The following is a 25,490-nucleotide window of genomic DNA, read 5'->3' on the forward strand; positions in this document are numbered from 1 at the left end:
CCCCGCCGAGAGGAGCCCGGCCATGGCCGCCGGTACGCCGTTCGCCTTGGTGGATGTCTTCACCGATCAGCCGCTGGAAGGCAGTCCGCTCGCCCTGGTCCCCGACGCCGACCCGCTGCCCGAAGGACTGCTGCCCCGTATCGCCCGCGAATTCCATCAGGCCGAGACGACGTTTCTGCTGCGCCCGGACCAGCCCGGCGCCACCTGGCGGCTGCGTTCCTTCACCGCGGCGGGCGTTGAGGTGTTCGGGGCCGGCCACAACGCCCTCGGTGCCTGGTGGTGGCTGGCCGCCGCGGGCCGGCTCGGTCCGGGCCTCGGCACCGGCCGCTGGTCCCAGCAACTCGGCACCGAGGTACTGCCGGTCGGGATCACCGCGGACGAGCACGGCCTCATCGAGGTCACCTTGGAACAGCGAGCGGCGGCGTACGGGGACGAGCTGACCGACCGGGCCGCGCTCGCCGAGGCACTCGGAGTCGACGGCCGGGAACTCGGCGCGGCCGCCGGGCTGCCCGTCGCGCAGGTCGTCTCCACCGGCGCCGCGCATCTGATGGTCGGGCTCCGGGACCGTGGGGTGGTCGACGCCGCGCGTCCGGATGCCGCCCGGCTGCGGGCGCTGCTGCCCGAAGTCGGCGGCCAGGGTGTGTACTTGTACGCCCTCGACCCGGCCGAGCCCGGCGCCGATGTGCACGCGCGCTTCGTCAACCCGGTCGCCGGGATCACCGAGGACCCGGCCACCGGAAGCGCCGCGGGCCCGCTCGCCTGTCTCCTGGGCAGGCACGGCCGGGCCGGGAACGAGGTGACCCTCGTGCAGGGGCATACGCTCGGCCGCCCCTCGCACCTGCGGGTCACCGTCATCGACGGCATTCCCCGTCTCACCGGCCGGGCCGCCTTGGCCGCGACCGGTGAACTCCACCTGCCGGGGTGAGACGGAGGGTGCCCTCCCCAGGCGTGGGCAGTCCCCTCCGGGCGGTGCGGGCGGACCGGAAGATCCGCACTGCCGCCGGGAGGAGCCGACACGCGGGAGCAAGCCTTACGAGGGGAAACCCGGTGCGGGGCGGCCACGGATCGGTGCCCTGGCCGCCCCGGTCGGTCAGGCGCCCGGCGGCACGTGTGACGGGCGGCCGGAGCCCCGGGTGAAGCGGTAGCCGGCGATACCGGCGAGGGCCGCGAGCAGCCCGCCCACCGCGGTCCAGATCCAGCGGTCGGACCACCAGCCGGAGGACCAGCCGCCGTCCGGCTCGCCGAGGGCAGCGGAGGTCCCGGGAGCGCTGCTCTCCTCGGGCTGCGGTGTCGCGGTGCCGGCACCGGGCACCAGGGGCGCGGCGAGGCTGCCGTCCACCGCGTGGGCACCGCCCGTGTCGGCCGTGGTGGCGTCGACCTCGGCGCGGATGGGCAGACCGAGGTCGTCCTTCCGCAGGTCGGTGACCGTCAGCCGGATGTAGTAGCTGCCCGGCAGCGGGTCGTTCGCCCAGGGTTCCGCCCAGGCGCGGACCGTACGCAGGGTGCAGGACAGTTCGACGGACCCGGCGTCCTGCGCCGCCTTCCTGCTCTGCGCGCCGTAGGTGCACGCCTGGCGGCGGCGCAGCCCGTCGTAGACATCGAGCTGCCAGGTGGCGGTGCCGTGCCGGGCGGCCTGCGGGAGCGTCACCTTGGCCTTCACGGTGGCGCGCTGTCCCGCGTCCACGGGCAGCACCCAGTAGAGGTAGTCACCGGTGGAGGCGCGGGCCGTGGCCCGCTGGTCCGGCTTGATGGCGGTCGCGGTACGGAAGGAGGTACCGGCCTCGGTCGGAGCGGCCGCCTCGGCATCGGCGCTCGCGCTGGGGGAGGGGCTGTCGGCGACGGCGGTTCCCGCGAGGCCGAGGAGTCCGGCGCTCGCCAGCACGGCGGTCATCAGGGTGCGTAGGGTGCGCATCAGTTGGTCCTCCAGACGGTGACACGCCAACGGGATATCCAGCCCCACAGCAGACCGGCCACCAGCCCCGTGAGCACCATCGCGGCCAGGAACCACCAGCCGTGGCCGAGGCCGAAGAAGGCCGCGTCGGAGGCCGCGTCGGGGCCGTCCACCAGGTCGACGGTCAGCTCGACCGGCATGCCCGGGTCGGTCTTGACCGAGGCGGGCGCCGAGAAGGAGTTGCTGACCTGGAGGCAGACGGTCTCCGTCGCGGGCTTGTCCGTGTCGTCCGAGGACGCGAGCGGCGCCTTGGGGTAGCGCAGCCCGGAAGAGATCACATCCGTACGGCCGTCGCCGGCCTCCGCACCGCGGACGATCTCCCGGCCGTGCACGGTCGAGGCGCGCAGCAGGACCCCGTAGTCGTTGTTGACCGCGCGGTCGGCGGCGATGCTCACCGAAGCGCGCAGCTCCTGGCCGGGCCGGACCGCCACCCGGTACCAGCGGTGCTCGGCGAACTTCTCACGGTCGGTGTAGACACCGGGCTTGAGCTCCGGCGCGCCGGCACACTGCTGGGTGCCCTCGGCCGGCTTCGGCGTGACGACGGGCCGGGCCGCACGGTCCACCAACTGGTGTACGCGGTCCCGGAGTTCCTTGGTGTGCTGGACCGAGGTGTAGGTACCGCCGGTCGCCTCCGCGATGCAGCTCAGCTGGTTGCGGGTCTTGGCGTTCGGCAGCAGCCCGAGGGTGTCGACGGTGAGGTGGATGCCCTTGGCGGCGATGTCCCGTGCCACCTGGCAGGGGTCGAGCGGGGCGCAGGTGTCCTCGCCGTCCGTGATGAGGACGATCCGGCGGGTCGCGTCGCCGCCCTTGAGGTCGTCGGCCGCGCCCAGCAGCGCGGGCCCGATGGGCGTCCAGCCGGTGGGGGCGAGCGTGGCCACTGCGGTCTTCGCCTCGGTCCGGTCGAGCGGCCCGACCGGGTAGAGCTGCCGGGTGTCCTTGCAGCCGGTTTTCCGGTCCTCGCCACGGTAGTTGGCGCCGAGGGTACGTATGCCGAGCTGGACGTCGTCGGGCACGGCGTCCAGCACCTCGTTGAACGCCTGTTTCGCCGCGGCCATCCGGCTCTGCCCGTCGATGTCACGTGCCCGCATCGAGCCGCTGACATCGAGCGTCAACTCGACCTTGGGGGAAGACTTCGCCTCCGGTTCACCGGCGACGGCAGGTGTGGGGAGCAGCGCGACGGCCATCGCGGCGAGCAGGCCGCACACCCCGGCCGCCAGCCGTTTTCTTGTGATCATTGCCGGATCGTATGGAGAAACGCCCCGCACTCCAAAACGGCCGCAAGGGCGGTGCGGTGAGCGGCCGGTGGCGGGCAACGGCCACTGGCGGTGCCGAACGGTCCGGCCCCCGTTCTCCCCTCGCCGCGGCGCGGTCCCCGGCCGCCGCGGCCTCCTCGCCTTCCCGTGAGCTCCGGTCATTGCGGCCGACAACCACTCTCCCGTACGGTCGGCACACCGCGTCTCACTGGATGGTGTTGAGTCCCAACTATTGGGACATGCCCTGTTGTTGAGGAGTAAATCATGTCACGGACGACCCAGGGGTGGGGCCGAGATGCGGATACCGCCTATCCGTATGTGCGGTGCCCGGCGCCGTAGGCGCGTACGGGCCGCTGTCCCTGCCCGAGGCTTCCCTCCCATCGGTCCGGATCCGTCCGGCCCGCATCTGCCGAGCGCCCCGCCGCACCCGTGGCGGGTGCCGTACCGCCCTGGAGAGCCCATGTATCTGGCCACCGTTACCCACCAGGGGCGCGACCGGCTCGCCGGCCGGCTGGCCCCCCAGGATCCCTGGCGGCTGGCACCGCCCTCCGTCTCCCTGGCGGAGGTCATCGGCGGCACCCTGCCGTGGTCGTGGAACCAACTGCCCACCGGGGCCGACCTCGTGCCGGTCCTGCCGTACCGGCCGGGCGCGCTGTACGGCGTCGGAATGAACTACCGGGACGCCATCGAGGAGAGGGGCGGGGAGCGCCCCGCCGAGCCCCGCCTCTTCCCCAAGCTCTCCTCCAGTGTCATCGGCAGCGGCGAGGCGGTCGTCATCGACCCTGAACTCACCCAACGGGTCGACTGGGAAACGGAGTTGGCCGTCGTCATCGGCACCGAGGCCCGGCAGGTGTCCGAGACGGACGCGCTGCGGTACGTCTTCGGCTACACCGTCGCCAACGACATCTCCGCCCGCGATCTTCAGGAGCGCGACGGACAGTGGCTGCGGGGCAAGGGCCTGGACACCTTCTGCCCCTTCGGGCCGGTGCTGGTCACGGCCGACGAGATCCCGGACCCGCAGCGGCTGCGGATCCGCACCCGGGTCAACGGCGAGACGGTGCAGGACGGTTCGACGGCCGACATGGTCTTCGGGGTCCCGGCCCTGATCGCCTACCTCAGCCGGTTCTTCACCCTGCGGCCCGGTGATGTGGTGCTGACCGGAACCCCGGCGGGGTGCGGCGACTTCATGCGGCCGCGGCGTGGCCTGCGGCCGGGCGATCTGCTGGAGTCGGAGGTGGAGGGGATCGGACGGCTGGCCAACCCGGTGCGCAGCAGTGTGCGCGACGGTGCCGGCGGGCGCGTCACCGTGCCTCAGGAACCGGGCGGCAAGTAGCCCAGGGACGAGGAGAGTTCACGGCACACCTGAGCCACCACCGGACCGTAGGTCGGCACCAGCGGCGCCATACGTTCGGCCACACCTGCCACGCTGATGCAGGCGACCGGCATCCCGGTGTGGTCGTAGACGGCGGCGCCGCAGCAGCAGCTCGACTCGTCGAAATCCCGCAGATCCTGGGACCAGCCACGCTCCCGGGTGCGCTCGACCTCGGCGTGCACCTCCGAGACCGTGGCCGCGGACACCGGGGACATCGGGTCGCGGACCAGCTCGATCAGGGTGTCCTCCAGCTTCTGCTGCGGCAGCGCCGCCAGATAGGCGCGGCCCAGCGAGCTGGAGTGCAGCGGGCGGGAGGCGCCCAGCTCGGCGGTCACCACCGCCGGCCGGGTGCCGCGCTCGCGGTGGACGAACACCATGGTCAGGCCGTTGGGTACGCCGAGGCTGACGGTCTCCTGGGTGAGCTCGGCGAGCTTGCGCAGCGCGGGCGCCGCGGTATCGCGCAGATTGGTCGAGGCCACCGCCGCGGACGCGAGCCGTACGGCCGTCGGCCCCAACTGCCACTGGCCCGCGGCCGGGGCGTGGGTCAGCCAGCCCTGCTCTTCCAGGCGGTCGACGAGACGGTACGCCGTGCTCCGGGTCAGCCCCAGCGCCTGCGCGATCTCCGGAGTCGAGACACCGCGGTTCCCCGCCACATGGGTCAGGATCGCCAGCCCGCGGTCCAGCGCGCCCGCGGCCCGCTCGCCCGAACTCCCGCCCCCGGGCGTCCGGCCGGTCCCCGGCGCCTCTGACTCGCTCATCGTCGCCCTCGGCCTTCCGGTAACGCTGCGGATCCGATCGATCGAGTGACACTACCGACCCAATTCCGGCGCTGCCACTGGGACTTGCACCTGCCGTGAAGCCATTGGCGCGTCCCGTCTCCGCAATGAACGAGATCATGTCCTAATGAATGGGACTCCGCAAGGTGTGGGGACGGAGACGGTGATTCCTGTCGGCCGGACCACGGCGCTCGCCGGCACCGGCCACCGGCCACTGGCACCGGCCACTGGCACCGGCCACCGGCACCGGCCACCGGCACCGGCCACCGGCCACCGGCCACCGGGCGCGGGGCGAACGGCCGTTGCGGTTCGGTGCCGTGGTCAGGCCACCGCCGCGGCCATCCGCCGTACCGCCTCGGTGAGCAGACCGGGCGAGGTCGCCAGGTTGAGCCGGACGTGCCCGGCGCCGCCGGTGCCGAAGCTCGTCCCGGGGCTGAGGGCCACTCTGCCGCGGGCGAGAAAGGCCGCTGCGGGATCGTCGCCGAGGCCCAGCGGGCGGCAGTCGAGCCAGGCGAGATAGGTCCCGGCGGCGGGGCGGTAGCGGACCTGGGGGAGCCGTTCGGCCAGCAGGCCGGCCAGCAGCCGGCGGTTGTCGTCGATACCGGCGCGCAGCGCGTCGAGCCAGTCGCGGCCGTCGCGCAGGGCTGCGGTGTGGGCGATGATGCCGACGTGGCTGGGGCCGTGGCTGACCTCTTCCGGGAGGCGGGCCAGATCGTCGGCCGCGGCGGGCCCGGCGACGGCGAGCGCGGCCTTGAGACCGGCCAGGTTCCACGCCTTGGACGCCGACATCAGCGCGAGCCCGTTCTCCGCCCCGGGCACGCTCAGATAAGGCACGAAGGCGGCGTCATGGGCCACCACGGGCGCATGGATCTCATCGGCGACGACCCGTACGCCGTACCTGTCCGCCAGCGCCGCGACGGCGGTCAGCTCCTCGGCGCTGTGCACGGCACCGGTGGGATTGTGCGGGCTGCACAGCAGGTACGCGGCCCGCCCGCCGCTCGCTACGGCATGCCGGAACGCCTCCTCCAGCGCGGTGAAGTCGATCCGCAGGTCCCCGCCCAGCGGGGCCTCCACCACGCGCCGGTCCATATGCGTCACGAACTGGTAGAACGGCGGATAGACCGGGCAGTTGACGACCACCGGGTCTCCCGGCCCGGTGATCAGCTTGAGCATCTCGACGATGCCCAGCATCACATCGGGCACGATCGCCGTGCGCTCCACGGCGAGCCCGTCCCAGCCCCACCGGGTCCGGGCGAAGTCGGCCAGTGCCGCGGCGTACGCGTTCCCCGCCGGGTAGCCGGTGTCGCCGAGCGCCACCGCGTCCGTGATCGCCCGGGCGACCGGTGCGGCCAGCGGTACGTCCATCTCCGCCACCCACAGCGGCAGCACGTCCTCCGGATAGGTGCGCCACTTCATGCTCGTACGGCGGCGCAGTGCGTCGAGGGAGAGCCGGTGCAGCGGGTTGGTGTCGTCGGGTGTGTCACGCGGCGCGCTGTCCATGAGGCCAAAATAGGCAGGTTCTCCGGCGAAGGGCAGAGGGGCGGGCTCATCGGGCGAACCTGTGCGCGCCGGGCCGGGCCCCGGCCGGTGCCGGGTGTGCCGTGGCGGTCAGGTGGCGGTGAGGACCAGCGCGGCCTGGTCGTCGGGGGTGGACGGGCCCGCGAAGGCGGTCACCGCGGCATTGATGGAATCGATGAGACCGGAGGCGCCGGAGGACGTGGAGTGCCCCGGGAGGAAGGCTTCGGCCAGGCGCTGCTCGTCGAAGAACTCGCCGGCGGCGGAGCGGGCCTCGGTGATGCCGTCGGTGACCAGGATCAGGCTGTCGCCCGGGCAGAGGACGAGGTGGCAGGGGGAGCCGTCGAATGCGGGGGCGACGCCCAGCAGCAGGCCCGACTGGGCGAGTTGTTCGACCGTGCCGTCGGCGCGGCGGACGAGCGGGGGGACATGGCCGGCGCGGATCAGGTCCAGCGTGAGGTGGGATGCGGAGTGCCGCAGTTCGCCGTAGACGAGCGAGACGAAGACGTCCTCGCCGACGGAGCTTCCGGTCAGCGCGTCGTTGATGGCGGCGACCACGTCCGCCGGGTCGTGCAGCAGCCGCGCGGCGGCGCGGGCGGTGTGGCGGACCATACCGGTGGTGGTGGCGGCCAGGGCGCCGCGCCCGCACACATCGCCGATCATGAGCCCCCAGCGGTTGTCGGGGAGCGGGAAGACGTCGTAGAAGTCGCCACCGACATCGAGCCCTTCGCCCGCGGGGTGGTAGGACGCCGCCAGCTCGGCGCCGGGAATCGTGGGCAGCTCGGGAGGCAGCAGACCGGCCTGCAGGTCGCGGGCCAGCTGGACGCGGTCGGTGAACTGGTGGGCGTTGTCGGCGCTGGACGCGGCCCGGCGGGCCAGCTCCTCGGCGAGGGCGATCGCATGGCCGTCCAGGGGCGGGCCGGTGGCCAGAAGGGTCAGTACCCCGAAGGTGCGGCCGCGGGCGCCCAGCGGTACGGACACATAACCGGTGACGCCGGGAAGTACGGGGCGGCCGCCGCGTGCCACATCGGCGTGGTCCGTCTCCGTCGCGCCGGAGGCCAGTACCCGGACCACCGCCCGCTCGACCTCGTCCTGCATGCCGGGGGCGGCGAGGAGCTCCTCGTCGGCCCGGGTGGCGGCGGCCACGGCGATCCGCCGGGTCCGGCCGTCCTCCAGCACATGGACCGTGCACAGCGGCGCCAGGGTGGGCACGGTCAGCCGGGCCAGGCACTGCAGACAGTCGGCATAGTGCAGCTCACGGGTGATGGCCGTGCTGGCCTCCAGGACGAAGGCCAGGTCGTCCCGGACCGCCTTCTCCCGCTCCTGGGCGGCGCGCTCCGCCTCCATGGCCTGGTGGCGCTCGATGGCCAGCGCGGCAATACGGGCGAAGGCGCCGCTGAGGGCCACGTCCTTGTCCGAGGGAGCCTTGGGGATGCGGTGGTAAATCGCGAAAGTGCCCAGCAGCCGGTCGTCCGTCCCCATGATCGGGGTGGACCAGCACGCCGCGACCTCGGCCCGCTCGGCCAGGTCGCGGTAGTTCTTCCACCGGTCGTCGGTGGCGATATCGGTGACGATCACCGGCTCGCGCAGATAGGCGGCCGTACCGCAGGAGCCGACGTCCGGACCGATTTCGACCCCGTCGATGGCGTCGTTGTAGAAGGCGGGCAGGCTCGGGCCGGTGCCGTGCAGCAGATGCCGGCCCTCGGGATCGATGAGCAGCACCGAGACGATCAGTTCCGGTGACAGCTCCTCGATCGCCCGCGCCATGCCGGTCAGGATGTCGCCCAGCGGGGCGTCGCCCGCGATCTGCTCCAGCAGGAGGCGCTGCTCGGCCGCCAGGAGCTGGGCGTGGTGGAACGCGGTGGTCTCCACCGCGATCACGACCACCCCGTCGATCTCGCCGTACGCGTCCCGGCGGGGCTCGTAGGTGAAGTCGAAGAACCCCTCCCGCTCGGCCCCTGGCACACCGAGCACCAGCCGCCCCGCGCGGGCCCGGTAGGCGGTACCGGTGCGGTAGACCTCATCGAGACGGTCGAGGACGCCCTGCGGGGCCAGCTCGGGAATCAGCTCACCGAGCGGCACGTCGATACGTCCACGGTCGCGTCCGAAGGCCTCGAAGAACGCCGGATTCGCCGCCTCCAGCAGATGGGACGGGCCGCTCAGTGCGGCAAAGATCACCGGAGCCTGATCGAAGAGGTCCTCGTACTCCTCGCTCCGGCGAGGCGGGGACCTGAGATGTGTGGTGACCGCGCCGAGGCGATCCGACTGAGTGGACATGACAGGCAACTCTTCCTGCACGCACCGATGCGCGGTCCGTCCTCCTCCCACTCTGGCACACCGCTCCGCGTATTCCAGGCCACGGCCGGAAAGGTCGCCGAGGGGATCCGCTCGGCGACACAGCGGAATCGGCGACGCGGCGACACGGCGGACGGGAAAGCGGCGACGCGGCGGGCGGGGGAGCGGCGACAGGGCGGGCGGGGCGCCAGCGACAAGGCGGGCCGGTGAGCCGGCGACACGGCGAGCGGGGGCGCGGGATCACATCCGACTTCGATGATTCCTCCCGTATTGTCCAGGCGGTCGATTTGCCTCAGGCGTCGAGCGGACGGCCCGCCCCGGTTCCGTATGGACCGGGCCGTTCCACGACCACCGCAAGGAACGCAGTGATCGAACTCGCCCCGGACCAGCTCCCCCCGCTCGCCCGCTGGTTCGCGGCCGGGTCGCCGGGGACGGCAGCGCTGGCCGAACATGTGCCGGCCTCCGGAACCGGCCGCTGGTGGGCCGACCGCGCCCCTGCGCCCCGCGCCCTCGCCGTCTCCTGCGCCGGTCATGTGCTGCTCCGCGGTGACCCGCGCGCCCTGGCGCCGGACGCCCTCGCCGTCTTCGACGCGCACTATGTGCAGGCCCCCGCCGGCTTCCTGCCGGCCCTGAGCGGCGCCTTCGGCCGGATCGTGCCGTGGGAGCGGATGCTGTACGTGCACCAGGTGCCCGTGGCGGCGCCGTGCCCGCCCCACGGGGTGACGGTGCGCCGGCTGGTGCCCGAGGACGCCGCGGCGCTGGCCGCCCTCGCCCCGGACGCGGCGTGGGTCCATGCCAGCTGGGGCGGCCCGGCCGGTCTCGCCGCCTCCGGACTCGGCTGGGCGGCCTTCGGGAAGGACGAGGTCCTCGCCGTCGCCTGTACGTACTTCCACGGCACCGCGTACGAGGACATCGCCTGCTACACCGACCCCGCACACCGCCGCCGGCGCCTCGCCCTGGCCTGTGTGACCGCCCTGTGCCAGGACGTCGCCGGCCGCGGCCACACCCCCAGCTGGACCTGCTCCCGCGACAACCGCCCCAGCCGGCTCCTCGCCTGGACCGCCGGTTTCCGCCTGGCGCACGAGTATGTGCACTACCTCACCGGACAACCGGCGCGGCGCGGTCCGGCGCCGGATGCACCGTCGGATCACCCGGCTGCCGCCGTCCCCGGGGACACGAAAGCGCCACCTCGCTGAGCACCGCGGTGGCGGGGCCCGGACTACGTACGCTGACCTGGCCGTCGCGCCGATGGCTGGACATTTCGCGGTACGACAGGAGCACACGATGGCCGCCTCCGCCCCTGCCGGTTCTCCTTCCGGGGCCACGGCACGGCAGCGCCTGCGCGCCTGGATGCTGGAGGGCCTGGCCGATATGGCCAGGCATCAGAAAGGGCCGCACGCCGGGCCGGTGAGTGCCCACCGGGGACAGCGCTGGTGGCGGGTGATGTGCCTGACCGGGGTCGACTACTTCTCCACCCTCGGCTATCAGCCGGGCATCGCCGCCCTGGCCGCGGGGCTGCTGTCACCGATCGCCACCATCGTTTTGGTCATCGTGACGCTCGCCGGCGCGCTGCCCGTCTACCGGCGGGTGGCGAAGGAGAGCCCGCACGGCCAGGGCTCGATCGCGATGCTGGAGCGGCTGCTGTCCTTCTGGAAGGGCAAGTTGTTCGTCCTGACCCTGCTGGGCTTCGCCGCCACCGACTTCCTCATCACCATCACCCTGTCGGCGGCCGACGCCTCCACCCACCTCGTGGAGAACCCACATGTCAGCAGCGTGCTGCACCACCAGCAGATGGTCATCACGCTGATCCTGATCGCGCTGCTCGGCGCGGTGTTCCTCAAGGGCTTCCTGGAGGCGATCGGAGTCGCCGTCGTCCTCGTGGGCCTCTACCTCGGGCTGAATGTGGCCGTGGTCGTCGCCGGACTGTGGCATGTGGCCACCGCACCGCATGTCGTCCCCGACTGGTCCCATGCCCTGACCACCGAGCACGGCAGCCCCCTGGCGATGGTCGGTGTGGCCCTGCTGGTCTTCCCGAAGCTGGCGCTGGGCCTGTCCGGGTTCGAAACGGGTGTCGCGGTCATGCCCCACATCGAGGGCGACCCCGGCGACACCGAGGAACGCCCCAGGGGGCGGATCCGCGGGGCGAAGAAGCTGCTCACCACCTCTGCCGTGATCATGAGCGTCTTCCTCATCATCACCAGCTTCATCACCACCCTGCTCATCCCGGAGCAGGCCTTCCAGCCCGGCGGATCGGCCAACGGCCGCGCGCTGGCCTATCTGGCCCACGAGTACCTGGGCTCCGCGTTCGGCACGGTCTACGACGTCTCCACCATCGCCATCCTCTGGTTCGCCGGCGCCTCGGCCATGGCCGGCCTGCTGAACCTGATGCCGCAATACCTGCCACGCTACGGAATGGCGCCCCACTGGGCCCGGGCGGTGCGCCCGATGGTGCTGGTCTTCACCCTGGTCGCCTTCCTGGTCACCTGGATCTTCAACGCCGACGTGGACGCCCAGGGCGGCGCCTACGCCACCGGCGTCCTGGTCCTGATCAGCTCCGCCGCGATCGCCGTGACCATCGCCGCGCGGCGGGCCCGGGAGCGCGGCTGGACGACCGGCTTCGCCGTGATCTCCCTGGTGTTCCTCTACACCACCATCGCGAACGTCATCGAGCGCCCCGATGGCGTGAAAATCGGTGCCTGCTTCATCGCCGGCATCATCCTGGTGTCGTTCCTCTCCCGCCTCGCCCGCGCCTTCGAACTACGCGTCACCAGCGTCGTGCTCGACGAGATGGCCGAGCGGTTCGTGCGCGACATCGCCCACCGCAAGGTCCGGTTCATCGCGAACGAGCCCGACCAACGGGATCTGGCCGAGTACCGCGACAAGGTCAAGCAGATCCGGACCGACAATGACATCCCGGCCGAGGACGACCTCATCTTCGTCGAGGTGACCGTCGGCGACCCCTCGGAATTCGAGAGCGAACTGCGGGTCCGCGGCGAGGTCATGCACGGCCGCTACCGCGTGCTCTGCCTGGAGAGCTCCACCATCTCCAACGCACTGGCCGCGCTGCTGCTGCACGTACGGGACACCACGGGAGCCCTGCCGCACATCTACTTCGAGTGGACCGAAGGCAGTCCCTTCGCCCAGTTCCTCCGCTTCTTCCTCTTCGGCCAGGGTGAAGTCGCCCCCGTCACCCGCGAAGTCCTCCGCGAGGCCGAACCCGACCGCGACCGCCGCCCCCGCGTCCACGTCGGCTGAACGGGCTGCCCCGCCGGCCACGACCGTGGTCACGATGTGGTGGACGGCCGCGGCGTCCGGCGGGGTGCCCTCCCGGCCGGCGAACAGGCGCCGTACCGTGCCTACCTGTCGAGGCGGGGTCCTGCTGCCCCGGGAATGGATCATGGAAGGATGGGGTCGGGCATCGGCGGGGGCCCGGCGCCGGGCAGGGGGCAGCTAATGATCAGCATCGCCATGAGCGCCGACGCGTTGGCGGCCACGCGGTTCGCGGTCTCACCGTTGATGCAGGCCGGAGCGGTGCTGCACCCGCATCGCCCGCAGGCAACGGGCCGTGTCGGCGTGCCCCGACAGCAGGTCGATGGCGCGCTGCAGGATCGGCATCTGCATCTGCTGTCCGCGCTGCGCCGCGAGATCCGCGGTTATGCACCGGACTTCATGACTCCCGGAGCGGTCGCGGACGGCACACCGGATCTCGAGGCGGAGTTGCATCGGGTCGCCACGACGCCTGCTCCTGTCGTCGCCCGGCAGATGAACCGTATGTTCCGGACCTCGTCCCTGCGGGGGCAGGCATCCACTCGTGCGCGTCCCGGTGTCAGGGATTTCCTGGAACGCGGCGAGCGGGCCTTCGCGCAGAAGGCCGCCGACGAGCTGGAGTCGTTCTGGCGTCAGAGCCTCGCGCCCCTGTGGCCCTCCGTCGCTGCCGGCATCGAAGCCGATATCGAGCACCGGGCGGGCCTGATCGCCCGCAGCGGTCTGAGCGCCGTACTGAACTCCCTGCACCGGGACGTCGCCTACGGCTGTGGCGCGCTGCACCTGGAGAGCGAGCACCGGATCGAGGTACCCGGGACCACGGACCTCACGCTCTTTCCCTCGCCAGTCGCGCACAGCTGGCTCGTCAGCGTGGATCCCTGGCAGGAACGCGGCATCTACCTCATCTACCCGACCCGCCGTCCCCATGGACCGGACCGGACCGCCGGCGGAACCGGTCCGCTCCTGGGCAGCGTCCTCGGCCACTCCCGGTCCACCCTGCTGGCCGGCCTCGATCTGCCCCGCACCACCAGCCAGCTCGCCGACCGCCACCACCTGAGCCCGTCGACCGTCTCCTATCACCTCAGCCATCTTCTCCGGGCGGGGCTGGTCACCCGGGCGAGGGAAGGAAGCCGGGTGTACTACCGGCGCACGGTGAACGCCGAGCGGATGTGTGGCGGTCGAGCGGCTTCTGGTGATGGTGTGTCACAGACCCGCCGTGGCACACCGGTTGGTTCTGCTCCCCAGCAGGCGGCCGACCATGAGGGAGTCGTGTCGGCGTAAAGGTGTGCGGCCGCAGGAGTGGCGACAGCCGACGGCTCAGCGTCGGCCCCGTCCCCCGCGACCGTCCTGTCCGCGACCGCTCCGTCCGCGCACCAGCACGCAATCGCCGCACACGGCGCCCGCGGCATTGGGGGCGGCCTGGTAGATCAGGCAGCAACTCCTCCGTGTGAAGCGGCCGTTGTGGGTGTCCAGGGTGTGGGTGTCCCGCAGTTGCGGCTGCCGCAGGAAGGCCAGGGCCACCGCGCGGGCGGGCTGTTCCAGGCCCGGGGCCGCCGCCGTGATGCCCGTGGCCGCGCCGTTCACGGCCGAGGCCACATTGCCCCACAGGATGCGCCGGGACACCGAGAAGGGGGCAAAGGCGTCCACCAGGGCACGCACCGGTCCGTCCAGCATGTCCGCGGCGATGGCGCCGGCCGTGCGGGTGTCACCACCGGCGACCGGGGTCACCGCCTCCCGGGGCAGCGACAGCCGGAACGCGCCCCCGAGGGCGGAACCCCACCACAGGTCGCCCAGTGTGAGCGGCCGCGACGGCAGGCCGTGCAGAGCGGCCAGGCCGAGGACCGGTGAGATGACCCGCGCCACCAGGCCCAGATGGGCCACCGATGCGGCCACCCGAGGCGCGACGGCTTCGGGTGGTCGGCCGCTGTTGGCGGCGAGAGAGGCCCGCACCGATGCGACCCGCTCCCGCAGGACGCCGCTCCCTTCCTGCGCCGCCTCGCTCAACGGCCGCCAGGGCGGGCTGGGTTCGGACCCCGCAGCGTGTGTCTCGAAGGCACAGAAGGGCCCGAGTGCCGCCAGGTGTGCCGTCGACGCTGCGGAGGGTTCCGTCATGGTGTGCGGTCCGATTCCTCGATGGGGGGCAGTGGCAGCACCCCGGAGGGGGTGAGGGTGCGGTCGTTCACGGGCGCTGCCGTTCACGTGCGCTGCCGGTAGAGGTCGGTGAGCAGCGCGACGGCGGCATGGGTGGCCGGATGCGGGTCATGGCGTCGCCAGATGAGGTGGACCGCGACGGGTGCGGCGTCCCGGATCCGCCGGAAGACGATGCCGTCGCGCCGGTACTGGTTGACGGTGCTCTCCGGTGTGATCCCGACGCTGCGGCCGGTGGCGATCACCGCGAGCCAGTCGTCGATGTCCTGGGTGTACTCGACGACCGGACGCGTATCGGGGGGCCACAGGTCGGCGGTGGTGGTGCCGGTGCGCCGGTCGATGAGGAGGGTACGGGCGTGGATGTCGGCCAGGGGGATGGCCCGGCGTTTGGCCCAGGGGTCGTCGGCGGCCATGGCGCAGTAGCGGCGTTCCTCGCCGACGACGGCGCTGGCGAAGCGCGCGTCGTCGAAGGTCGTACGGACCACGGCGAGGTCGCACAGGCCCTCCGCCAGGCCGCCGGTGGCGGAGTTGGTGCGGACCAGATGCAGTTCGATGTCGGGATAGCGGGCCGCCCAGCGGCGCTGGTACTCGGCGGTGTGCCGGCCCATGGCCGACCAGGCGTGGCCGATGCGCAGCCGGGTGTGACCGGTGGTGGCCTCGCGGATGAGGTTGTCGGCCTCGGCCAGCACCTTCCGGGCGCGCGCCAGCACCTGAACGCCCGCGGTGGTGGGGATGACGCTCCTGCTGGTGCGGTGCAACAGCCGCACGCCGAGGGAGTCTTCGAGCGAACCGAGCGTCCGGGACACCGCGGCCTGTGAGATCCCGAGTTCGATGGCGGCATCGGTGAAGCCACCGGCATCGACGATCGCCACCAGACAGCGCAGATGTCGCAGTTCCATCCCACATCCATAACCACAGCGCATTGATGAGTACGAGCATGCATTTTATGTATGGACGCCCACGGGCGGATGCTGCCGTGCATGAGACGAAGCACGCAAGGCCTGCCGCTCCTGGAGGCCGCTCGTGGGGGACCGGCGGCGCGCTCGGGCCGGCTGGCGGGCGTGGCGATGATGTGCGGCAGCGGACTCGCCAACCAGACCGGCGCCGCGACGGGAGCGCTCGCCTTTCCGGCCATCGGACCGGCCGGGGTGGTGGCCGTACGGCAGTGGGTGGCCGGGCTCGTCCTCCTGGCGGTGGGCCGGCCCAGGCTGCGCTCGTTCACCTGGCGGCAGTGGTGGCCGGTGCTGTGCCTGGCGATGGTGTTCGCCACGATGAACCTGTCGCTCTACACCGCCATCGACCGCATCGGCCTGGGCCTGGCGGTGACCCTGGAGTTCCTCGGCCCACTGGCCGTGGCCCTGGCCGCCTCCCGTCGCCTGGTGGACCTGCTGTGTGCCCTTGTCGCCGGTGCGGCGGTGGTCATTCTGACCCGTCCCCAGCCGACCACCGACTACGCGGGCATCGCCCTCGGTCTGGTCGCCGCCGTGTGCTGGGCGTCCTACATCCTGCTCAACCGCCTGGTCGGAGCCCGTCTGCCCGGTGTCGAGGGCTCCGCCGCGGCCGCCGGTGTCTCCGCGCTGCTCTACCTGCCCGTCGGGATCACCGTGCTCGCCCACCACCCGCCGAGCGCGAGCGCTCTGGGATATGCGGCCACCGCGGGCATCCTCTCCTCGGCCGTACCGTTCCTCGCCGACCTGCTCGCCCTGCGCCGGGTCCCCGCACGGTTCTTCGGGATCTTCATGAGCGTCAATCCGGTCCTGGCGGCACTGGTCGGCCTGGTCGTCCTGGACCAGACCCTGGAAGGGATCGAGTGGCTGGCCGTCTCCGCGATCGTGGTGGCCAACTCGGTCAGCATCCTGGCCGCCGGTCCGCGCCCGGCGCCCCCTCCGGTCAGGCGTGGCGGCACGGCGCTACCGGCCCCCGCGACGGTCCCCGCCCCGGCAACGCTCCCGGGCCCCGCGGCGGACTCCACCACTCCGCACGGCACACCGGCCGGTGCCCCAGCGCGGTGTGAAGCCCGCTGAGCCGCTTGCCCCTACCTCGGGCATCGGTGCAGTTCAGAGGCGTGGGTGACGGGACCCGGGGCCGGGGGAGCGGGATCTCCACGGCTCCGGGGCGCCGTGGAGCGCGGTGCCGGCCCGTCCGCCGCGAAACCTCGGCCGACCGGCTCTAACCTGGGGGAATGGGCAGTGACTTGCTCACACTGTTCCTCTGCGGTGACGTGATGCTCGGCCGCGGTGTCGACCAGATCCTGCCGCACCCCGGGGATCCGGCGCTGCGGGAGGGATACGTCCGGGACGCCCGCGCCTATGTAGAGCTGGCGGCGGCGAGGAACGGCCCCATTCCGTGTCCGGCCGGCTTCTCCTGGCCATGGGGGGACGCGCTGGAGGTGCTCGACGACGCGGCGCCCGCCGCCCGGGTGCTCAACCTGGAAACCAGCATCACGCAGTACGGCGGATTTGCACCCGAGAAGGAAATCCACTACCGGATGAACCCGGCGAACCTGCCCTGCCTGGCCGCCGCCCGCCCCGACGTCTGCGTACTGGCCAACAACCACGTCCTGGACTTCGGCCGCCAGGGACTGGCGGAGACCCTCGGCACGCTGGCGGGCGCGGGGCTGCGGACGGCGGGAGCGGGAGCGGACCCCTGCGCGGCGCGCCGCCCGGCGATGGTCCCCGTCGCGGACGGCCGCCGGATCCTGGTGTTCTCCTTCGGAATGCCGTCCAGCGGTATCCCGCGGGACTGGGCGGCAGCCGGGAGCCGCTCCGGGGTCGACTTCGTGGCCCGGCCCACGCCGGCCGCCGCGGGTGAGATCATCGGGCGGGTACGGCAGCTGAAACGGCCGGGAGATCTCGCGGTCGCCTCCGTCCACTGGGGCCCCAACTGGGGCTACCACGTCACCCGTAGTGAGGCCGGCTTCGCCCACGCACTCCTGGAGGGCGGTGTGGATGTCGTCCACGGGCACTCCTCGCACCACCCCCGGGCCCTGGAGGCGTACCGGGGGAAGCTCGTGATCCACGGGTGCGGCGACTTCATCGATGACTACGAGGGCATCACCGGCTACGAGGCGTACCGGGACGATCTGCGGCTGCTCTTCCTCGTCACGGTGGACCCGGACACCGGCAGGCTCCACGACGTGCGGATCATCCCCCTGCAGTCCCGGCGTATGCGGCTGCGGCACGCCTCGCCTGAGGACTCCCGGTGGCTGCAGGGGCTCCTCGACCGGATCGGCTCCGGCTTCGGGCCCTGCGCCGCCGAGCCGGACGGCGCGCTCACCCTCCGTCCGTCCTAGGGGGATAGGTGGCGGCCCCGGTCGCCCTTTCGGCGTTTCAGCAAATTCGCAGCAAACGTGCATTTCTCATGGGTTCTTCGTGACAGACATGACTGTTTCTGCCTCCTTGCGCCGTGACAGCGTCATCCCTGTCACCAGCCGAGGGAGAGCGATGAACAAGGGTTACGCCGTCTTCTGCGACGCCGACCGCCAGTTCTACGACGCTCCCCACCGCATGCCCGCAAGCAGCAAGGGCCGTGGCGCGCAGTACGCGACGCTGAACCGGGACCTGCCGGAGGGCTGGCAGCGCCACCGCTCCGGCGACTGGCTGGCGTTCCGCCCGCTGGACCGCGAACTCCCCAGCCAGGGCTGGAAGATCCATGTCTCGGCCTGCCTGGACAACGCCGAACGAGTGCTGGCCAAGGTCTGGGACTACTGCGTCCCGCGCTCGGTCGCCTTCAAGTGCATGCCGAGCCGCTATCTGCTGCACATCCGCAACGCCAAGTACGCCGACCGCGGCGCCAGCGGAAAGTTCCTCACCATCTACCCGGCCGATGAGGAGCAGTGCCACCGCATCGCCGAGGAGCTGGGCGACCTGCTGGCCGGCGAACCGGGACCGTACATCCTCAGCGATCTGCGCTGGGGTGCCGGTCCGGTGTATGTGCGCTACGGCAGCTTCACCGAGCGGCACTGCTACGACGACAAGGGCGAACTCCGCCCCGCGATCGAGGACGGCCAGGGGCAGCTGGTCCCCGACCGCAGGGAGCCCGCGTTCCGCGTCCCCGAGTGGGTCACCCTCCCGGAGTTCCTCCAGCCGCATCTGGACGCCCGCTCCGCCACCACCGTCACCGACCTGCCCTACAAGATCGAGCGGGCGCTGCACTTCTCCAACGGCGGCGGGGTCTACGTCGGCCGGGATCTGCGGACGGACCAGCAGGTGGTGCTGAAGGAGGCACGGCCGTACGCCGGGCTGGCCGCCGACGAAGCGGACGCCGTGGCCCGGCTGGCCCGCGAGCGGGACGCACTGCAACGGCTGTCCGGGCTCGGCTGCGCCCCCGAGGTGCTCGACTGGTTCACCCTCGGCGACCACACCTTCCTGGTGCTGGAGTTCATCGAGGGCCGGCCGCTGAACAGCTTCTTCGCGCACCGCCACCCGCTGATCGAGGCCGATCCGAGCCCCGAGCGGCTCGCGGAGTACACCCAGTGGGCCATGCGCGTCCACGGTCTGGTCGCCGACGCGGTGAAGGCGATCCACTCCCGTGGCGTCGTCTTCAACGATCTGCACCTCTTCAACATCATGATGTCCGAGGACGAATCCTCCGTGGTGCTCCTGGACTTCGAGGCCGCTTCCGTCGATGACGCGTCCAGCCGCCAGGTGATCGCCAACCCGGGCTTCGTCGCCCCCGCGGACCGCCGGGGCTTCGATGTCGACCTCTACGCCCTGGCCTGTCTGCGCCTGGCATTGTTCCTCCCGCTCACCAGCCTCTTCGCGGTGGACCGCGGCAAGGCGGCACATCTGGCGGAGATCGCCGCCGCACAGTTCCCGGTGCCCCGCGACTACCTCGACGAAGCGGTGGCGGAAATCCTCCGCGGCCATCAGCCGGCGAGCACCACCGGCCGTACGGGCCGGCCCGGGGGAGCGGGCTACTTACCCGTAGCCCTCGGCGACTGGCCGCACAGCCGCGACTCCATGGTCCGGGCCGTGCTCGCCTCGGCCACACCCGACCGGGAGGACCGCTGCTTCCCCGGCGACATCGCCCAGTTCTCCACCGCGGGCGGAGGCACCTGCTTCGCCTACGGGGCGGCCGGGGTGCTGTACGCCCTGGCGGAGACCGGCGCGGAACGCTGCCCGGAGGCGGAGGAGTGGCTGCTGCGGAGGACGAAGACCCCCACGTCCGGCAGTCCGCTCGGCTTCTACGACGGTCTCTCCGGCGTCGCCTGGGTCCTGGACCGGCTCGGGCACCGGGACCGGGCCCTGGACCTCGTCGACACCCTCGGCACCCAGCGCTGGCAGGACATCGCACCCGATCTGCACAGCGGACTGGCCGGCCTCGGCCTGGCGCTCGACTCCCTGGCCGGTTCCACCGGCGAAAGCTCCCTCGGGGAGCGGGCACTGCACTGTGCCCAGCTCGTGGCCGACAAACTCCGGGCCGCCGCACCACCGGCCGAGGGCGGCGCACCCCGCGCCGGACTGCTGCACGGCGACAGCGGAGCGGCACTGCTCTTCCTGCGCCTGTACGAGCGCACCGACGACCCCGCGCTGCTCGACCTGGCCGCCGACGCACTGCGCCGGGACCTGGCCCGCTGCGTGCGCGGCGCCGGGGGCGCCCTCCAGGTCAACGAGGGCTGGCGCACCATGCCCTACCTCGGTGCCGGCAGCGTCGGCATCGGCATGGTGCTCGACGACTTCCTCGCCCACCGTCCGGACGACGAGTTCGAACGGGCGCGGCACGAGATCGTGCAGGCGGCCCAGGCCAAGTTCTATGCCCAGCCCGGCCTGTTCCGCGGTGCGGCGGGCATGGTGCTCCACCTGGCCCGCACCACGGCCGGCGGCCCCGGCACCCATGCCGCCGACCTCCGCCGCCAGATCGACTCCCTCGCCTGGGGCGCCGTCCCCTACCAGGGGCATCTGGCCTTCGCCGGGGAGCAGATGATGCGGCTCTCCATGGACCTGAGCACCGGCACCGCCGGGTGCCTGCTCGCACTGGGCAGCGCGCTGCACGACACACCCGTGCACCTGCCCTTCCTCCCGCCGCCCAGGCGGCCCTGAAGCCGGCCCCGTCCGGGGCCGATCGAGAAACACCCCGTCCCCATCAGAGAGGAACCACCATGTCCCTTCTTGACCTGCAGACGATGGAAACCCCCAAGGCCGAGGCCACGGAGGAGCTCCACACCGGCAGCCGCGCGAGCCTGCTGCTCTGCGGCGACAGCAGCCTGAGCGTCACCACCTGTAACTGACTTCCCGTCGCTAAGGGACCTCGGTTCCCGTAGCGCGTAAGTCACGGCGAGCCCCGGGTGGCCACACCGCCCGGGGCCTGCCGCTGCCGCCCGTATCCGTCCCTTGGAGGCGAGGTCCCACCCCGTATGCCCCGCACCCCCGGGCCCTCCTCGCCCCCGCCGGCCGCCCGGCCCGGACCGGACACCGGTGTCCGCTCCGTACTGACCGGCGCCTTCCGGCACAGCCCCGTACGCGCCGTCGCCGTCTGCCTCTTCAGCGTGGCCTCCGCGGGTGCCGCCGTCGCGCTGCCCGCCGTCCTCGGCCACACCCTCGACCTCGTGCTCGGCGCACGTCCTGGCCTCCACGGCGCCCTCGTCCTCTGCGCCGTACTGCTGACCGCGGAAGTGCTCCTCGACGCGCTGGTGGCACTGACCGGCGGCGTCACCACCGCCCGCAGCACCGCCTGGCTCCGCCGGCGCGGTATCGACCATCTGCTGTCCCTCGCCCCGCACCGCGTCGCCGACCGCTTCACCCCCGGTGACCTGGTGACCCGACTCACCGGCAACGCCGCGGACGCCGGGACCGCACCCACCGCCGCGGCCACCGGCCTCGCCGCCCTCATCACCCCGGTCGGCGCCCTGATCGCCCTGGCGCTCACCGACATCTGGCTGGCCGCCGTGTTCCTCGCCGGGCTGCCGCTGCTGACCCGGCTGCTGCGCGCCTTCGCCCGCGGCTCCTCCGACAGCGTCCGGCGCTATCAACGCGTCCAGGCGGACATCGCCACCCGGCTCGTCGAGGCACTCGGCGGCGCCCGGACCGTCGCCGCGGCGGGAACGGCGGGGCGGGAGCGGGCCCGGGTCCTCGCGCCGCTTCCCGAACTGGGCGCGCAGGGACGGCAGATGTGGCAGTTCTACGGACGCGCCGTGGTCAGCAGCAGCATCCTGGTGCCGCTGCTGACCACCGCCGTCCTCGCCGTCGGGGGAATCCGGCTGGCGTACGGCAGCCTGTCCGTCGGCGAACTGCTGGCGGCCTCCCGGTACGCCGCCCTCACCGCCGGGCTGGGCGGAGTGGTGGGACAGCTCAATGCCCTGGTGCGCAGCCGCGCCGCGGCCCACCGCACCGGCGAACTCCTCACCCTGTCCCCACCCGTCCACGGCACCACGCCCCTGCCCGCCGACGGCCGCGGCCGGCTCGAACTGCGTGCGGTCACCCTCGTCCGCGGTGGTGCCCAAGCGCTGCGCGGTGTCGACCTGGTGGTGCCCGGCGGCACGACCATGGCGGTCGTCGGGCACTCGGGGGCGGGCAAATCGCTGCTCGCCGCCGTCGCGGGCCGGCTCACCGACCCCGACAGCGGGCAGGTGCTGCTGGACGGCGTCCCGCTCCACGAGGCCGATCCCGCACAGCTGCGCCGCGAGATCGGCTACGCCTTCGAACGCCCCGCCCTGTTCGGCGCCACCGTCGGGGCGGCCATCGGCTTCGGCCCTTACGAACCCCCGGCCCACGCGATCGAGGGCGCTTCCCGCGCGGCCGGTGCGGACTCGTTCGTCCGCCTCCTTCCGGACGGATACGCCACACCGCTCGACCGCGCACCGCTGTCCGGCGGGGAGGTGCAACGCCTCGGCCTGGCGCGGGCGTTCGCCCATGCCGGCCGGCTGCTCGTCCTCGACGACGCCACCTCCAGCCTGGACAGCGTCACCGAACTCCATGTCCGCCGGGCTCTGGTCCATGACGTACGGACCGGCAGCAGACTGCTGATCGCCCATCGGGTCTCCTCCGCGGCCCGCGCCGATCTGGTCGCGTGGATGGAGAAGGGCCGGCTCCGCGCCGTCGCCCCGCACGACCGGCTCTGGGCGGACCCCGACTACCGGGCGGTGTTCGCCCACACCGACGACGAGGACACCCGGACCGCCTCATGACGACAGCGACGGCACGACTGCTGCCCCGGGCGAGGCGCTTCCTCCGCCGCCGGACCCGCGTACTGCTGCTGCTGGCCGGCTGGTCACTGCTGGAGTCCGCCCACACCTTCCTCGGCGGCTACGGTCTGGCAAAGGCCCTCGACCAGGGCTTTCTGGCCGGCCACACCGGCGTCGGGCTGGCCTGGCTGGGCGTCACCGCACTGGCCGTCGTCGTCGGCGGCCTGGCCGGCCGGGGGGTCTTCCGCGGCCTGGCCGACCTCGTCGAGCCGCTGCGCGACAGCCTGATACGCCAGGTGGTGTCGCGGTCGCTGACGCAAGCGGTGGCGCACCCGGCCCGCGCGGCGGACAGCGCCGTGGTCTCCCGGCTGACCAACCAGACCGAGATCGCCCGGGACAGCTTCGCCGGACTGGTCCTGGTCGCCCGCTCCTTCGTGTTCACCGCGGCCGGAGCGGTGCTCGGACTCCTCTCCCTGGCACCCCAGTTGCTGCTGATCGTGGTGCCTCCGCTCGTGGCCGGGCTGCTGCTCTTCCTGGCCACGCTCCGGCCGATGGCGGCCCGCCAGCGCGCCTTTCTGCAGGCGGACGAGGACCTGTCCACACAGTTCGGCGCCGTCGCCGAGGGGCTGCGGGACGTGGTGGCCTGCGGCGCACAGCAGCAGACCGCGGCGCGGGCGTACGGCCTGATCGAGGACGAGGCCCGTGCGGCACGGCAGTTGGCGCGCTGGGCCGCCGTCCGCTGTCTCGCGCTCGGCCTGGCAGGCCAGCTGCCGATCCTGTTGCTGCTGGTCAGCGCGCCCTGGCTCCTACGGCAAGGGCTCACCCCCGGCGTCGTGCTGGGCGCGCTGGCCTATCTGACCCAGTCCCTGCTGCCCGCACTGCACACCCTGATGAACGCCCTGGGATCGGCCGGCACCCGCCTGCTCGTGGTCCTGGACCGGCTCACCACCGGCCCCGACTCCGGCCCCGGCCCGGATCCGGACCCGGAGAGCACCACCGTGCCGGATCCGAAGACCACCATCGCGCCGGATCCGGAGAGCGCCACCGTGCCGGATCCGCAGAGCACCACCCCTCCGGACTCCGCGCCCCTCGTGCCCGTCCCGCCCGGCGGCCCCGGGGTGCACCTGCGTGCCGTCACCTTCGCCTACGGGCCCGCCGCGCAGCCCGTGCTGGACGACCTCGACCTGACCGTCGAACCGGGCGAGCACCTCGTCGTGGTGGGGCCGAGCGGCATCGGGAAGTCGACCCTGACCGCTCTCGTCGCCGGTCTGCTCGCACCCGGCCACGGCGAGATACGTGTGGCCGGCCGGCCGGTCCGCGCGCGGTCCGGACCCGATCCGTCCCTGCTGCGGGTGCTCATCCCGCAACAGGCCTACGTCTTCTCCGGAACCTTGCGCGAGAACCTGCTCTATCTCTGCCCTGACGGCGCATCCACGTCCGCCCTGGAGGCCTCGTCGGACGCCGTGGGCCTGGACCCGCTGGTGCGCCGACTGGGCGGATTCGACGCTCCGCTCGACCCGGGCGTCCTGTCCCAGGGGGAGCGCCAGCTGATCGCACTGGGCCGGGCCCATCTGTCACCCGCGCCGCTCGTCCTGCTCGACGAGGCGACCTGCCACCTCGATCCGGCGGCGGAGATGCGGGCCGAGCGTGCCTTCGCGGAGCGTCCCGGAACGCTGATCGTGGTGGCCCACCGGATCACCTCGGCCCGCCGGGCTGACCGCATCCTGGTGCTCGACGGCGTCCGGGCCACCTGCGGCACCCATGACGAACTGCTCGAACGCTCGGCCCTCTACCGCGATCTGGCGGGAAGCTGGCAGCCGGATGCCCTGCCTGCCCCGGAAGCTCCGGAGGCCCCGGAGTGTGCTGAGCGCATATCCGCAAAATCCCGCTATCTCAGCTGACCACGGGACTTTGCGGACACCCGGCCCTAGAAGGTGTCTCCCCCTAGACCCAGCCCGCCCCCTGCGATATCCGTATCGCATCGACCCGGTTCCGGGCGCCGGTTTTGCGATTGATCGCCGCCATGTAATTACGCACCGTCCCACTGCTCAGATGCAGTTCACGGGCGATCTCGGAGACGGAGGCGCCGCCCGCGGCGAGCGACAGCACGCTTAACTCCCGTGGTGTCAGCGGCATGTCGGCGGCCTCAAGGAAATCCGGCGTGAGCGAATGGTCGACATAGCGCTTCCCGGCGGCCACCAGGTTTATGGCGTGCAACAGCCGGGCCGGCGGCGCGTCCTTGTCCACGAAGCCCCGCGCCCGGGCGGCGATGGCCCGGCGCAGGGTGCCGGGACGGCAGGCGCTGGCCAGTACCAGCAGGGCGCATCCCGGGCCGCCCGGCGGGTCCGCCGACGACACCGAACCCGCGCAGTCGACGTCCACGACGCACACCTGCGGCCGGAAGGAACGGGCTCGCCCGGGGGCACTTCTCCAGCAGGCGGCGACAGCGTCGATACCCTCCTCGTCGCGCAACAGCGCGGTGAGCGCCGAGCGCAACAGCCGCGTTTCGTGCACCACCAAGACCCGGATCACGTTCGTCCCTTCGTTTCTGCTTCTGCTGTCTGTCCCCGTTGCCGAACAGCCGCCCGGGAAACAACCGGCGATGCGGCGACAGTTACCCCATGAGCCCCTGTCGCAGCACTCAGTTTCAGCCCCGAACGGTGCACTGCAGAATTGTCACTGCTGTCATTCCCGCCAGATGGAGTTTCACCGGAGATGACCGGAAACCGCGTCATCGGGCCCGGATCATGCCGCCTTCATTCCTTGCGGGGATGACGGGACTCCACAATTCGTG

Annotated in this window: 18 protein-coding genes and 1 pseudogene; 11 read left to right on the top strand and 8 right to left on the bottom strand. The window is 72.3% G+C overall.

Annotation, left to right across the window (positions count from 1 at the left end):
* Window positions 1-22 precede the first annotated feature (22 nt).
* The gene (locus STRNI_RS37285; RefSeq protein WP_277412815.1) at window positions 23-925 is read left to right on the top strand and encodes a PhzF family phenazine biosynthesis protein; all 903 of its coding nucleotides are present in this window, start codon (window positions 23-25) and stop codon (window positions 923-925) included.
* Window positions 926-1,090: 165 nt separating this feature from the next.
* On the opposite strand, the gene STRNI_RS37290 is transcribed toward STRNI_RS37285, so the two are convergent.
* Complete coding sequence (locus STRNI_RS37290) at window positions 1,091-1,912, bottom strand: hypothetical protein (protein ID WP_148588675.1); 822 nt, start codon at window positions 1,910-1,912, stop codon at window positions 1,091-1,093.
* A complete protein-coding gene (locus STRNI_RS37295; protein ID WP_266439689.1) occupies window positions 1,912-3,186 on the bottom strand; it encodes a VWA domain-containing protein in 1,275 nt (424 codons plus the stop codon). Before STRNI_RS37295 ends, STRNI_RS37290 begins: the two co-directional genes overlap by 1 nt.
* Before the next feature lie 478 nt (window positions 3,187-3,664).
* On the opposite strand from STRNI_RS37295, the gene STRNI_RS37300 reads away from it, so the two are divergent.
* Window positions 3,665-4,537, top strand: coding sequence for a fumarylacetoacetate hydrolase family protein (locus STRNI_RS37300; RefSeq protein WP_093638145.1), 873 nt, complete (start codon window positions 3,665-3,667; stop codon window positions 4,535-4,537).
* On the opposite strand, the gene STRNI_RS37305 is transcribed toward STRNI_RS37300, so the two are convergent.
* From STRNI_RS37305 to STRNI_RS37315, 3 genes are all read right to left on the bottom strand, one after another.
* Window positions 4,516-5,334: an IclR family transcriptional regulator gene (locus STRNI_RS37305; RefSeq protein ID WP_159491206.1), complete on the bottom strand. Its 819-nt coding sequence runs from the start codon at window positions 5,332-5,334 to the stop codon at window positions 4,516-4,518. The genes STRNI_RS37300 and STRNI_RS37305 overlap by 22 nt on opposite strands.
* A 339-nt stretch (window positions 5,335-5,673) precedes the next feature.
* Window positions 5,674-6,852, bottom strand: a complete 1,179-nt coding sequence (locus STRNI_RS37310) for a MalY/PatB family protein (RefSeq protein WP_277412816.1) — start codon at window positions 6,850-6,852, stop codon at window positions 5,674-5,676.
* Window positions 6,853-6,960: 108 nt separating this feature from the next.
* Window positions 6,961-9,144 (bottom strand): SpoIIE family protein phosphatase, encoded by a 2,184-nt coding sequence (locus STRNI_RS37315; protein WP_277412817.1) that lies wholly within the window; start codon window positions 9,142-9,144, stop codon window positions 6,961-6,963.
* A gap of 383 nt (window positions 9,145-9,527) precedes the next feature.
* Between STRNI_RS37315 and STRNI_RS37320 the strand changes: the two genes are divergently transcribed.
* The 3 genes from STRNI_RS37320 (at window position 9,528) to STRNI_RS37330 (ending at window position 13,707) form a co-directional block, all read left to right on the top strand.
* On the top strand, window positions 9,528-10,358 hold the full coding sequence (locus tag STRNI_RS37320; protein WP_277412818.1) for a GNAT family N-acetyltransferase: 831 nt from the start codon (window positions 9,528-9,530) through the stop codon (window positions 10,356-10,358).
* 88 nt (window positions 10,359-10,446) lie between these two features.
* Window positions 10,447-12,417, top strand: a complete 1,971-nt coding sequence (locus tag STRNI_RS37325; protein WP_274733439.1) for an APC family permease — start codon at window positions 10,447-10,449, stop codon at window positions 12,415-12,417.
* Window positions 12,418-12,615: 198 nt separating this feature from the next.
* On the top strand, window positions 12,616-13,707 hold the full coding sequence (locus STRNI_RS37330) for an ArsR family transcriptional regulator (RefSeq protein WP_277412819.1): 1,092 nt from the start codon (window positions 12,616-12,618) through the stop codon (window positions 13,705-13,707).
* Between the two features lie 36 nt (window positions 13,708-13,743).
* On the opposite strand, the gene STRNI_RS37335 is transcribed toward STRNI_RS37330, so the two are convergent.
* A complete protein-coding gene (locus tag STRNI_RS37335) occupies window positions 13,744-14,538 on the bottom strand; it encodes a (2Fe-2S)-binding protein (RefSeq protein WP_277412820.1) in 795 nt (264 codons plus the stop codon).
* Window positions 14,539-14,621: 83 nt separating this feature from the next.
* A complete protein-coding gene (locus STRNI_RS37340) occupies window positions 14,622-15,473 on the bottom strand; it encodes a LysR family transcriptional regulator (protein ID WP_266439700.1) in 852 nt (283 codons plus the stop codon).
* Between the two features lie 81 nt (window positions 15,474-15,554).
* On the opposite strand from STRNI_RS37340, the pseudogene STRNI_RS37345 reads away from it, so the two are divergent.
* The 6 genes and pseudogenes from STRNI_RS37345 to STRNI_RS37370 form a co-directional block, all read left to right on the top strand.
* A pseudogene (locus tag STRNI_RS37345) lies at window positions 15,555-16,430 on the top strand (EamA family transporter); the annotation flags it as partial.
* Between the two features lie 326 nt (window positions 16,431-16,756).
* Window positions 16,757-17,866, top strand: a complete 1,110-nt coding sequence (locus STRNI_RS37350; protein ID WP_266439703.1) for a CapA family protein — start codon at window positions 16,757-16,759, stop codon at window positions 17,864-17,866.
* Window positions 17,867-18,017: 151 nt separating this feature from the next.
* Window positions 18,018-20,615, top strand: coding sequence for a class III lanthionine synthetase LanKC (gene lanKC, locus STRNI_RS37355; RefSeq protein WP_277412821.1), 2,598 nt, complete (start codon window positions 18,018-18,020; stop codon window positions 20,613-20,615).
* A 59-nt stretch (window positions 20,616-20,674) separates the two neighbouring features.
* Window positions 20,675-20,803, top strand: coding sequence for a SapB/AmfS family lanthipeptide (locus STRNI_RS37360; RefSeq protein ID WP_093638117.1), 129 nt, complete (start codon window positions 20,675-20,677; stop codon window positions 20,801-20,803).
* A 126-nt stretch (window positions 20,804-20,929) separates the two neighbouring features.
* A complete protein-coding gene (locus STRNI_RS37365; protein ID WP_277412822.1) occupies window positions 20,930-22,699 on the top strand; it encodes an ABC transporter ATP-binding protein in 1,770 nt (589 codons plus the stop codon).
* The gene (locus STRNI_RS37370; protein ID WP_277412823.1) at window positions 22,696-24,597 is read left to right on the top strand and encodes an ABC transporter ATP-binding protein; all 1,902 of its coding nucleotides are present in this window, start codon (window positions 22,696-22,698) and stop codon (window positions 24,595-24,597) included. The genes STRNI_RS37365 and STRNI_RS37370 overlap by 4 nt, the downstream gene beginning before the upstream one ends.
* Window positions 24,598-24,640: 43 nt before the next feature.
* Here STRNI_RS37370 and STRNI_RS37375 read toward each other — a convergent pair whose 3' ends face one another.
* Complete coding sequence (locus STRNI_RS37375) at window positions 24,641-25,228, bottom strand: response regulator transcription factor (RefSeq protein ID WP_093638108.1); 588 nt, start codon at window positions 25,226-25,228, stop codon at window positions 24,641-24,643.
* Window positions 25,229-25,490 lie beyond the last annotated feature (262 nt).

Origin of the sequence: Streptomyces nigrescens (genome assembly GCF_027626975.1) — a bacterium.
GTDB lineage: Bacteria > Actinomycetota > Actinomycetes > Streptomycetales > Streptomycetaceae > Streptomyces > Streptomyces nigrescens.